Consider the following 12039-nt stretch of genomic DNA (forward strand, 5'->3'; position numbering starts at 1 on the left):
TAAGTAACTATTAACGCGGTTTTCAATAACCCAGATAATTTGTTGTGATCAAGCTAGCATATTTTTTATACTTAATTTGCATTTTTTTAACAAAAAAATCACACTGCTAACACCTGGTCGTACCAGACGGAAATCATAGGAGAACAGTATGCTCTATCAAAGTAATACTATTCAGGTTGATTGGATAAAACCCGGTATCGCAAAACTGATTTTTAACTCACCAAATGCCATTAATAAATTTGATATAGAAACCATTAACTCGTTAAATCAAGCCATTGATTCTCTGGAAAACAAAAATACCTTGAGCCAATTAAAAGGGCTTATTTTGATTTCACAAAAATCCACTTTTATTGTTGGGGCAGATATTAAACAATTTCTATCACTATTTAATGCGCCAAAGTCACAACTTCAGCAATGGCTTAATTTTGCTAACAGTATCTTTAATCGTATCGAAGATCTACCCATTCCAACAGTAACCGCTATTAATGGTTATGCTTTAGGGGGAGGCTGTGAATGCGCATTAGCAACAGATTATCGTATCGCTGCACCCGATCTTAGAATTGGTTTACCGGAGGTTAAACTGGGGATTATGCCTGGATTTGGCGGTTCAGTACGCCTACCACGTTTAATCGGTTTAGATAACGCCCTACAGATGATTACTACAGGAAAAGATATTGATGCCACAACTGCTTTAAAAAATGGCCTGATTAACGCCATTGTCGCCAAAGAACAGTTACTAAATTCAGCACTCTTACTACTAGAAAATGCCATTACAAACAAATTAGATTGGCGGCAAGTACGTCAACCAAAAATCCAACCGTTAAAACTGAATAAAATAGAACAAACCATGAGTTTCAATGTCGCAAAAGGTTTGGTCATGAAAGCGGCAGGTTCACATTACCCTGCACCATTGACAGCGTTAGAAACTATCAAAAAAGCAGCCAATTGTGAGCGTGAGGAAGCGTTATTATTCGAAACTGAAGCTTTCATTCCATTGACTCAATCTCCTGAAGCTCATGCCTTAATTAGAGTTTTTCTTAATGATCAATATGTTAAAAATTTAGCTAAACAGAGAAGTCAATCAATTGAAACTCCCATAAAAACCGCTGTTATTGGCGCCGGCATCATGGGTGGCGGTATCGCTTATCAATCAGCACGTAAGGGTGTGCCTATCATAATGAAAGATATTAGTGAAAAATCTCTTCAATTAGGTATGAATGAAGCCGCTAAATTGCTAAATAATCAGTTTGAACGTAAGCAAATATCAGCGTTGGAGATGGCAAAGATATTATCTTCAATTACTCCAACACTCAATTACGCCGGAATTGAAAATGCGCAAATTATTGTCGAAGCGGTGGTTGAAGATCCAAAGGTTAAAACGAGCGTTTTAGCGGAAACAGAAAAATTATTAAATGAATCTACCCTACTAGCCTCAAATACTTCAACCATCCCTATCACAAAATTAGCCAATGTTTTGCAGCGGCCGGAAAATTTCTGTGGCATGCATTTTTTCAATCCAGTTCATCGCATGCCATTAGTGGAAATTATCAAGGGCGAAAAAACTAGCGCGAAAACTATCGATACGATAACCGCCTATGCCAATAAAATGGGTAAAACGGCTATCGTTGTCAATGATTGTCCAGGTTTTTTTGTTAATCGAGTGCTGTTCCCTTATTTGTCTGGCTTTAATTTACTATTACAAGATGGTGCTGATTTTTATCAAATCGATAAGATCATGGAAAGGCAATTTGGCTGGCCGATGGGACCTGCTTACTTAATAGATGTTATTGGTATTGATACCGTACAACATGCTCAACAAGTCATGGCGGACAATTTTCCTGCTCGAATGACAAAAAATGAGCAAGATGCTATTGCTGTTCTATTCAATCATCAACGTTATGGCCAGAAAAATGGCGTTGGTTTTTATCAATACTTTAGCGATAAAAGGGGAAAAATACAGAAACAACGCGATCCTAAAATTAACGACTTATTAGGCAAATTTGGCGCTAGCAGCAAACAATTCACCGAGCAAGATATTATCATGCGTATGATGATACCGATGATTAATGAAGTGGTTCGTTGCTTAGATGAACATATTATCGCCAGTCCTGCTGAAGCCGATATTGCTCTGGTATACGGCTTAGGTTTTCCGCCATTCAGAGGCGGTGCTATTTGCTATCTTGATAGTCTCGGTATCGAAAATTATATCGAACTGGCTGAAAAATATGCCTATTTAGGCCCTTTATATGCCATTCCTGCTAGTTTAAAAACCAAAGCAGAAAAACAAGCGAGTTATTATCCTGCACCAGAAAAAATCACCTTTAACAGCAAATAATAGGCTTAAGGTTGTGATCATGGAAAATATTGTAATTATTGATAGTATACGCACGCCAATGGGACGTTCCAAAGGTGGCGCTTTTCGCCAGGTCAGAGCAGAAGAACTATCTGCCCATTTAATGACGCAATTATTAAGCCGTAATCCTGCCCTGAACAGCAATAAAAATGATATTGACGATATTATCTGGGGATGTGTACAACAAACTTTGGAGCAAGGATTTAATATTGCTCGCAATGCGGCGCTATTAACAGATATTCCTCATACGGTACCTGCAGTAACGGTTAATCGACTGTGCGGTTCCTCCATGCAAGCATTACATGACGCTGCTCGCTTTATTAAGTCAGGTGATGCAAATGTTGTGCTTGTTGGTGGTGTCGAACATATGGGACATGTTCCTATGACGCACGGTATTGATCTCAATAGTAAAATTGCTGTTCATGTTTCTACCGCTTCGGCTTCAATGGGATTAACCGCTGAGATGCTCGCCAGACAGTGCCAAATCAGTCGTGTTGAACAAGATGAATTTGCTTTACGTTCTCACCAAAGAGCGGCTGAAGCAACTAAACAGGGATGGTTTAATGATGAAATCGTAGCAACGGTGGGCCATGATATTGACGGTAACCTGGTTGCTATCAAACAAGATGAAGTCATTCGATTTGATGCAAATTTAGCCAGTCTAGCCGCTTTACCGCCGGTCTTTGATCCAACTTCAGGCTCAATCACAGCAGGAAATTCCTCAGCATTGTCAGATGGGGCATCAGCCATAGTCGTTACCAGTGAAAAATATGCTAAAACACGAGAATTAAGAATAAGAGCTAAAATTCGATCCATGTCCGTTATTGGTTGCGACCCTGCCATTATGGGATATGGGCCTGTCCCGGCAACTACAATGGCATTAAAACGAGCTAAGTTAACGCTGCAAGATATAGATGTTTTTGAAATTAACGAAGCTTTTGCTGCCCAAGCTTTGGCTTGTTTAAAAGATTTACGCCTTATCGATAAGATGGAAGAAAAAGTTAACCTGCATGGTGGAGCAATTGCTTTAGGTCACCCGTTAGGATGTTCGGGTGCACGGATCATTACTTCTTTACTAAATATTATGGAACGGAAAGATGCTCAGTTTGGTTTAGCCACTATGTGTATTGGTTTTGGGCAAGGCATTGCTACTCTTATTGAGCGGATTAAATAACTGGTCTACGCTTTATTGTATGTTGTTGCTATTTTCCCGCCCAGAAGGGCGGTTTTTTTTGTTTTGTGATCTCATTTAAATAAATTCGAACGCATCACCATAAAGATATTCAGGGCTAACGCCTCTTTCACTACAAAAACGTTCCCTAGCGATTTTTGCCATTTCAAAACGCCCAGCAATGTAAATTTCATAATTTGTAAGAGAACCAAAGTCATCAAGCACAGCACTCAAAACCGTACCTGTTCGTCCTCGCCAATCAAATTCAGGTTGTTCAACAACAGGAATAATTTTTATGTTGCAATATTGTTCTGAAAGAGACTGCAATTCACCTAAATCATATAGGTGTTCGAACCTTCGTCCGCCCCAATAGAAGGTAATGTCTCTGTCAGGATTTTCTTCTAATGCAGCATATAAAATTGCGCGGGTATAAGAAAACCCTGTTCCGCCGGCAATAAGAATTATTGGTTTTTTACTTCCCTCACGAAACCAAGCTTTACCATGAGGAATATCAATATTAATACTATTTTGTGCAAATATACGTTCCATCACCGCCATGGCATAAAGATTAAACTCTGACGCACCAATATGGAGCTCAATGAGTTTTTTTTCTGAAGGAATTGAAGCCAAAGAAAATGGGCGTTTATCATGCTCATCCATAATGACCATTAGATATTGACCGGCACGAAAGGAAAATTGACCTTCCGGTGATAAGCGAACGCGATAGACCGTATCAGTGATAGATTCTATAGAAACCACCTTACAACTTAATGTCGTCATTCACATCCTCTCATAATTTTAAAATATCCAATTCATGCCAAATTTCATCTATCCGTTTTTTTATTTTTTCTGTCATAACGATTGGACGACCCCACTCTCTTTGTGTTTCACCCGGCCATTTATTGGTTGCATCAAGTCCCATTTTTGAACCTAAACCTGAAATAGGTGACGCAAAATCAAGATAATCGATCGGGGTATTTTCCATCATAACGGTATCTCGTGCAGGATCCATCCTGGTTGTGATTGCCCAAATAACATCATTCCAGTCACGAGCATTAATATCTTCATCACAGACAATAACAAATTTTGTATACATAAATTGCCGTAAATAAGACCAAACTCCCATCATAATGCGCTTAGCATGTCCAGCATATTGTTTCTTGATAGTCACTACGGCAAGTCGATAAGAGCACCCCTCCGGTGGTAAATAAAAGTCAACAATTTCCGGAAACTGTTTTTGTAAGATAGGAACTAAAACCTCATTTAGCGCAGCACCTAAAATGGCAGGTTCATCAGGAGGACGACCGGTATAGGTTGAATGATAAATAGCATCACTACGTTGAGTTATATGGGTGACGGTAAAGACTGGAAATTTATCTACTTCATTATAATAGCCAGTATGATCTCCGTAAGGCCCTTCAGGTGCAAATTCTGCAGGATCAATATAACCTTCTAGAATAATTTCTGCCCCTGCCGGCACTTCAAGCTCATTAGAAATACATTTTACCACCGCTGAACGATGTCCGCGTAATAGTCCAGCAAATGCATATTCGGAAAGTGTATCTGGAATAGGTGTCACCGCAGCTAGAATTGTGGCAGGATCAGCCCCTAAAGCCACTGCTACCGGAAAAGGTGTAGCTGGATATTTATTACACCACTCTTGAAAATCCAATGCTCCACCCCGATGAGATAACCAACGCATAATCAGCTTATTTTTAGTTAATAGTTGCTGTCGATAAATACCTAAATTTTGCCGCGCCTTAAAAGGTCCCTGAGTAACCGTTAATCCCCATGTAATTAATGGTGCAACATCTTCTGGCCAACAATGCATTATAGGTAGACGAAACAGATCAACATCTTCCCCTTGCCAAATCTGTTCTTGGCAGGTGGCCGACTTTAGTCTTTTAGTTGGCATATTAAGGATCTGTTTAAATTTTGGTAGTTTATCAATTAAATCAGTGAATCCTTTCGGAGGATCCGGTTCTTTAAGAAAAGCCAATAATTTGCCAACTTCATGCAATGCTTGGACATTTTCTTGACCCATTCCCATCGCAACGCGTTCAACGGTACCAAACAAATTGCACAGAACTGGCATACTAAAACCCTTAGGGTTTTCAAATAATAGTGCCGGCCCACCCGCTCGCAGAGTTCTATCCGCTATTTCTGTCATTTCTAAATAAGGATCGACTTCACGACTGATTCGCTTCAGCTCTTTTTTTTGTTCTAATAATGATATGAAATCTTTGAGATCACGGTATTTCATTATATATTTTCTACTTTTTAATTTGCTGGAACTTTATTATAAAATTGTTCTATTCATGTTACCAATAAAGGTTTAATTCGTTAAGATTAAGACTCTTTTCTATTAACCTAGATACAGCAATAAGGAACCCATTTTTTTAATATTTTTGTATTATATTGTTCTGGAAAATGTTGGTTGTACTGAAAAATCTTAAACCCTTCATTTTTGCCACTAAAATAATGTAGTTCCTTATCTTTAATCTGTAAGCCACTGCCTTCACGTAAAGCTATAACAATTTCATCGGGATTAATGACACAAAACTCAGCAATACGATCATCTCGAGTTTCTCCCATATGTCCACTAATACGAGTATCTATATAATGCGGATTAATTTGTATTGGGAATAACCCCAACGAGGGCATTACAACCGCATTAGATACCGGCATATCATTGGTTGTTCTTATACTAGGCGTAGCGACATTACAGCCAGCACTCCAGCCAATATAGGGAATATTGCGCTCAAAAACAGCACGTTGTATAGCCACAATCAGTCCATTTTCATGCAGGCATTTATTCAACCACCAGGTATTGCCGCCACTAACTAAAATGCATTCTGCTGATTCAATCGCTTTTACTGGCGACTCAAAATGTGCAATCGAAACCACTTCGATACCTAATGATTGACTAAGCTCCGATGCACGTTGATCATGATTACCGCGTAAAACAGCATAAGGGACTAATACTGCTTTGCGGATCTGTCGGCGTTGAAACATCTCTTGTAATCGTGTTGTAGCATAATTTAGCCACTGAGAACTGGTGGTTAGTCGACCATTACTGAGAAGAAATATATCCATCTATCCTTACCTTGTATTTTAATCATCATGTAAAACTATGTTACCCAAATTACAGAGAATTAACGCTGTTAGTTTTTACTACATAATAAGTTATAATTTGATATAGTAATAAAGTGTAATTTTATTTTGAGCCATCACATGGAAAATTGGTATCTTCTTTACTGTAAGCGTGGGCAAATAGAGCGAGCAATAAAAAATCTAAAAAGACAGCATGTTATCTGCTTAACGCCAGAAGCTCAAATAGAAAAAATGGTACGCGGCAAGCGCATCACCGTCACAGAAGCACTTTTTCCCAACTATCTTTTCGTAAAGTTTGATCCTGAAGAGATCCATACCACAACGATACGCTCAACCAGAGGTGTTAGCCATTTTATTCGATTTGGCCTCTATCCTGTGATCGTACCAGATAATATTATTAATGAGTTAAAGTCCGCCGCTAAACCTGAAATTGTTGCAGCAAAGACACCGGTTTCAGGTGATACTGTTATTATTACTGAAGGTATTTTTGAAGGCCTAAAAGCAATTTTCTCCGAACCTGACGGTGAAAATCGTTCAGTTATTCTACTTAATATTCTTAACCAAAATATAGCTAAGCTAATAGATAATAGATAATAAACAATTTAAGAAAAGTAATTAATTGTGATTAAGAACATAGCACTTTATTCTATGATTTGATCAGAATTTTTATCATCAGCCGCTTTGCGTCCCTTACCAACATAGAATCGTGATAACAACAAGCCCAATTCAAATAATAAATACATTGGTACCGCCAATAGTGTCTGAGAAAACACATCTGGTGGAGTCAAAAACATACCTACAATAAAAGCACCTACGATAATATAAGGGCGCTTACGTTTTAAGGAATCTGGGGTTGTAACACCTGTCCAGCAAAGTAGAATAATGGCAACAGGAACTTCAAAAGCCGCACCAAATGCCATGAAAAGTGTCATGACAAAGCTGAGATATTTGCTGATATCAGGAATAAAATTAACACTTTCTGGTGTAGTTTTTACAAAAAAACCAAATGCTAAAGGAAAAACAACAAAATAGGCAAAAAGCATCCCTAAGTAAAAAAGTACACTACTGGATACCAGTAAAGGTAACATTAAGCGCCGCTCGTGCTTATAAAGTGCTGGCGCGATAAAAGCCCATAACTGATATAAGATAACCGGAATAGAAATAAATACTGCCACCATAAACGTAAGTTTAATCGGAGTAAAAAAAGTTGATGCCACATCTGTTGCACTCATGCGAGAACCAACCGGCAGCTGTTCAATCAACGGTGCAGCAACCAAATGATAAATATCATTGGAAAAATAGACCAGGGCAAGAAAAACCACTGCAACAGTAAATAAGCTATACAGAATACGTCTACGTAATTCAATTAAATGGCTAATAAGTGGTTGAGGATCATCAATAGACATAGACTAATTTTCACCGTTAGTTTGATCAGAGTGCTTTTTTACTTTCTCTGCAGGGGGGCTCAGTGCTTTTTTATTTTTAGTAGGACTATCTGACGCGGTTACCAACTGCTCTGTCTGTGCTGGTTTGTGTTGTTTATTGGCGGTTATAGGTATTTCATCATCTATTTTACCTGTGCTATTTTCATCTAGATCACTGGTAAATGCTTTTACTTTTGCCAATTCTTCTTCAATACGACTGCTCGATGATTGATAATTTTTCTTTAATAACTCGGTAGATTCGCGCAATTCTTCCATTGATTGCTTAAGTTCCGGCGAAAGCGTTTGTAATTGTGCTTTTTCTTCTGCCTTCTTCAACGTTTCCTGCAATTCCTGCAATTTTAATTCTTGCGAGAGTTCATGTTGAACGTTAGCTGCCAATGAGCGCAACGCACGTATCCAACCAGCAACCGTTTTAACGGCTATCGGTAAACGCTCTGGACCAAGAACTACCAGACCAATAATCATAACCAATAGCAGTTCACTAAAACCAATATCAAGCACGGTTCATACCTACTCTTTATTTTTTTTATTTTCAGCCGTTTCTTTTGTCTGACTTATGGTTGTTTTCTCAGTAATATTTTTCGCTTCAAAATCAGCATCAGCCTGCTGTTTTTCTGCTTTGTTACTATCATCAGTTTTACTATGATCATCACTCATCGCTTTTTTGAAGTTTTTTAATGACTCCCCCAAATCTGAGCCGAGTGAGCGTAACTTCTTGGTACCGAAAATTAAAACAACCAGTAAAGCAATAATAAGAAGCTGACCGGGACTACCAAATGTAGCCATAGCAATTGTTGTTCCCATTGATTATACCTCTACGAAATTAGGTTCAACTATGTATGATTCCATTATATACAACTAATTTTATGTAAGATACATACTGATTCTAAGATAAATTTGTTTAAGGACAAATTTTAGCCAATTTTACCTGTTCGATACCATCCTATACCCCATGAAATTATACCGAAAAAGATAAACCCAATGGCCGCAATTTTTGAATCGAAAATTTGCAATAAAGTACCACATAATAAGCAAGTTGCGCCAATTCCTAGTAAATATTGGCCTTGTCTTTGCTTTACTTGCTGCCCTTGTAACTGGACAGCAAATTTATCAATACTATCTTGTAAATATTTATGTTGCTTAAGTGCTCCATAAATAAGATCGGGAATTTCTGGCATTTTTTCTGCCCAATAGGGTGCTTTTTCCTTAAACGCACTAATAATCGCCGCGAACCCCATTTGTCGATGTAGCCAATCTTCAAGAAAAGGTTTAGCTGTCTTCCACAAATCTAGTTGTGGATAAAGCTGCCTCCCCAAACCTTCAATATAGAGCAAGGTTTTTTGCAGTAATACTAATTGAGGCTGAACCTCCATATTAAAACGACGTGCGGTATTGAATAAATTGAATAAAACATGACCAAAAGAAATTTCTGCCAACGGTTTCTCAAAAATTGGCTCACACACTGTTCGAATGGCAAATTCAAAATCTTCTACATTTGTATCGGGCGGTACCCAGCCCGAATCGACATGTAATTCAGCTACCTTACGGTAGTCACGATTAAAAAAGGCAATAAAATTCTCTGCCAAATAACGTTTATCTTCTTTATTTAATGAACCGACGATACCACAATCAATACCGATATATTGTGGATCTTCAGGATGCTCTCGACTAATAAATATATTGCCAGGATGCATATCAGCATGAAAAAAACTATCGCGAAAAACTTGGGTAAAAAAGACTTTTACCCCACGCTCAGCTAATAACTTCATATTAATTCCTTGCTTCTTTAACGCGTCAATATCAGAAACAGGAATACCATAAATACGCTCCATAACCATCACATTCTCCCGACAGTAGTCTGAATAGACTTCGGGAATATAAAGCATGGAACTATTTTCAAAATTACGCCTTAATTGGATCGCATTTGCTGCCTCACGCAACAAATTTAATTCATCAATTAATGTTTTTTCATACTCTCGAACGACTTCCCGCGGACGTAAACGCCGTCCATCTGGTAACAGTGGAATCCAATTAGCCAGCCGATACATCAAGTTTATATCGGCTTTAATAATAGGCAGTATATCTGGGCGAATAACTTTAATTACGATTTGTTTATTATTTTGTTTTAATTTTGCCGTATGTACTTGGGCAATTGAGGCCGAGGCTAAGGGCACCTCATCAAAATCATCGAACCAGGTTTCAAGAGAGCCACCTAATGACTGTTCAATGTATTGACGAGCCAATTGGCCATCAAAACTAGCAACTTTATCTTGCAATAATGCTAACTGGTCAGAAATTATAGTGGGAAAAAGATCGCGACGAGTAGATAGCATCTGACCAAATTTAATCCAAACCGGGCCTAAATCTTGTAAAGCTAGACGTAAACGTTCACCAAGGGCTTTGTCTTTATGCTTATTTGATAACCAAAATAGACAATGGCGTCCAACCCTTAATGGTAAAGTAAATTTAATTTTGGGAATGAGTTCATCTAAACCATAATTTAGAAATACTCGAACGATAAAATAGAGCCGTTTAATTTCTCCCGGTCTCATATTTTTCCTCCAATTTAGCCAAACGCTGTTCCAGTTTTGCAATATCCGCTGCCACCTTCTCAACCTTATCAGCAAAACTTAGCACTTCCAATGTATTAGGAGACATTCGCCATTCTTCCACCAATACATCTTTAAAATGATTTTTTTGTTGATTTAACAACTTATTTATGCCAATTAAACCTTTTTTAACCCAGCGGCTCATCCCTTCGGCAACGACATCACCGACATAAGGAGCAAGATAATGAGCGGGATCCCATTGTGCAGCATCAAGTAAAGCCGACCAATGTTGTACAATTTGCATATCCCCTTCGATAACAATCCTGCCATCTTTGATAAGCGTTGAAAGTTGTTGTTTATCTTTAAGCTGCACTAGCGTTACTAACGCAGTTTTTATCACACAATCTGCCGCTGTAGGCCACTGATTTACGACATCAACTCTTTGCTCGGAGAAGATAAGTATTAATGGTTGAGATAATTCTTTTAAATTAATCGCTAGCACTTTGCCAACTAACCTTACTCTAGCTGATTTCAATGCCACTTCCTGATAGAAAAATTTATTCAACATATGCTGTAAAAGGGAAGCTGCTGTGGCATGTAATACAGGTACTGTTGAATCGCTTTTCATTAACGAGGTAGCCATTTTAAAATTTGAACCCTCTATGTAGGGCAACAATTCCACCAGTCATATTGGTATAGGAAACTTGTTCAAAACCAACTAACTCCATCATTGTTTTTAACGTGTCCTGATCAGGATGCATACGAATAGATTCAGCAAGATAACGATAGCTATCGGCATCATTGACTATCATTTGACCAACGCGCGGCAAAATATGAAAAGAGTAGGCATCATAAGCTTTAGTTAATAAGGGTAAAATGGGTTTTGAAAACTCTAATACTAATAAACGACCACCGGGTTTTAATACCCTAAACATTGATTTTAGTGCTTTATCTTTATCAGTAACATTGCGCAGACCAAAAGAAATACTTATACAATCGAAGTAGTTATCAGGAAAAGGTAACTCTTCAGCATTAGCCTGGACATAATTAACATTACCAACAATCCCCCGATCGCGGAGCTTTTCGCGCCCCATTTTCAGCATAGAATCATTGATATCAGCCAGAACAACCTCACCTTTTTCGCCAACTATTTTGGCAAATTTAGCTGTCAAGTCGCCAGTGCCACCCGCCAGATCTAAAATATATTGCCCACGGCGCGCGCCACTGGCTTCTATTGTAAAACGTTTCCAGATTCGGTGGATCCCTAATGACATAAGATCGTTCATAAGATCATATTTCGCGGCCACCGAATGAAAAACAGCAGCAACCAAATTCGCTTTTTCATCCTTGGCTACTTTACGAAAGCCAAAATCAGTGGTTTCTTTAATTGGATCTACCATATTTACG

General features: G+C 38.4%; 12 protein-coding genes. 3 read left to right on the plus strand and 9 right to left on the minus strand.

Annotation, left to right across the window (positions count from 1 at the left end):
- Positions 1 to 148 precede the first annotated feature (148 nt).
- Both fadB and fadA read left to right on the plus strand, forming a co-directional pair.
- Positions 149 to 2335, plus strand: coding sequence for a fatty acid oxidation complex subunit alpha FadB (gene fadB, locus QE177_RS11795; RefSeq protein ID WP_280549859.1), 2187 nt, complete (start codon positions 149 to 151; stop codon positions 2333 to 2335).
- A gap of 19 nt (positions 2336 to 2354) precedes the next feature.
- Complete coding sequence (gene fadA, locus QE177_RS11800; RefSeq protein WP_280549861.1) at positions 2355 to 3527, plus strand: acetyl-CoA C-acyltransferase FadA; 1173 nt, start codon at positions 2355 to 2357, stop codon at positions 3525 to 3527.
- 75 nt (positions 3528 to 3602) lie between these two features.
- On the opposite strand, the gene fre is transcribed toward fadA, so the two are convergent.
- The 3 genes from fre to pepE all read right to left on the minus strand — a co-directional run bounded on the left by fre (position 3603) and on the right by pepE (position 6620).
- Positions 3603 to 4304 (minus strand): NAD(P)H-flavin reductase, encoded by a 702-nt coding sequence (gene fre / locus QE177_RS11805; protein WP_280549863.1) that lies wholly within the window; start codon positions 4302 to 4304, stop codon positions 3603 to 3605.
- 10 nt (positions 4305 to 4314) lie between these two features.
- Entirely contained in the window at positions 4315 to 5787 is a 1473-nt protein-coding gene (gene ubiD / locus QE177_RS11810; protein ID WP_280549864.1) for a 4-hydroxy-3-polyprenylbenzoate decarboxylase, read from the minus strand.
- Between the two features lie 107 nt (positions 5788 to 5894).
- Positions 5895 to 6620, minus strand: a complete 726-nt coding sequence (pepE, locus tag QE177_RS11815; protein ID WP_280549866.1) for a dipeptidase PepE — start codon at positions 6618 to 6620, stop codon at positions 5895 to 5897.
- A gap of 138 nt (positions 6621 to 6758) precedes the next feature.
- Here pepE and rfaH point away from each other — a divergent pair, with 138 nt between their 5' ends.
- Complete coding sequence (gene rfaH, locus QE177_RS11820) at positions 6759 to 7232, plus strand: transcription/translation regulatory transformer protein RfaH (protein WP_280549868.1); 474 nt, start codon at positions 6759 to 6761, stop codon at positions 7230 to 7232.
- Positions 7233 to 7279: 47 nt separating this feature from the next.
- Here the strand turns inward: rfaH and tatC are convergent, their stop codons facing one another.
- The 6 genes from tatC to ubiE all read right to left on the minus strand — a co-directional run bounded on the left by tatC (position 7280) and on the right by ubiE (position 12032).
- Positions 7280 to 8044 (minus strand): Sec-independent protein translocase subunit TatC, encoded by a 765-nt coding sequence (gene tatC, locus QE177_RS11825; RefSeq protein ID WP_280549870.1) that lies wholly within the window; start codon positions 8042 to 8044, stop codon positions 7280 to 7282.
- A gap of 3 nt (positions 8045 to 8047) precedes the next feature.
- Positions 8048 to 8584: a Sec-independent protein translocase protein TatB gene (gene tatB, locus QE177_RS11830; RefSeq protein ID WP_280549872.1), complete on the minus strand. Its 537-nt coding sequence runs from the start codon at positions 8582 to 8584 to the stop codon at positions 8048 to 8050.
- Positions 8585 to 8593: 9 nt separating this feature from the next.
- On the minus strand, positions 8594 to 8887 hold the full coding sequence (gene tatA, locus QE177_RS11835; RefSeq protein WP_280549874.1) for a twin-arginine translocase TatA/TatE family subunit: 294 nt from the start codon (positions 8885 to 8887) through the stop codon (positions 8594 to 8596).
- Positions 8888 to 8997: 110 nt separating this feature from the next.
- Positions 8998 to 10635: a ubiquinone biosynthesis regulatory protein kinase UbiB gene (ubiB, locus tag QE177_RS11840; RefSeq protein ID WP_280549876.1), complete on the minus strand. Its 1638-nt coding sequence runs from the start codon at positions 10633 to 10635 to the stop codon at positions 8998 to 9000.
- Positions 10616 to 11260, minus strand: coding sequence for an SCP2 sterol-binding domain-containing protein (locus tag QE177_RS11845; protein WP_280549878.1), 645 nt, complete (start codon positions 11258 to 11260; stop codon positions 10616 to 10618). The genes ubiB and QE177_RS11845 overlap by 20 nt, the downstream gene beginning before the upstream one ends.
- Positions 11261 to 11276: 16 nt before the next feature.
- The gene (gene ubiE, locus QE177_RS11850) at positions 11277 to 12032 is read right to left on the minus strand and encodes a bifunctional demethylmenaquinone methyltransferase/2-methoxy-6-polyprenyl-1,4-benzoquinol methylase UbiE (protein ID WP_280549880.1); all 756 of its coding nucleotides are present in this window, start codon (positions 12030 to 12032) and stop codon (positions 11277 to 11279) included.
- Between the last annotated feature and the right edge of the window lie 7 nt (positions 12033 to 12039).

The organism is Arsenophonus sp. aPb (genome assembly GCF_029873475.1).
GTDB lineage: Bacteria > Pseudomonadota > Gammaproteobacteria > Enterobacterales > Enterobacteriaceae > Arsenophonus.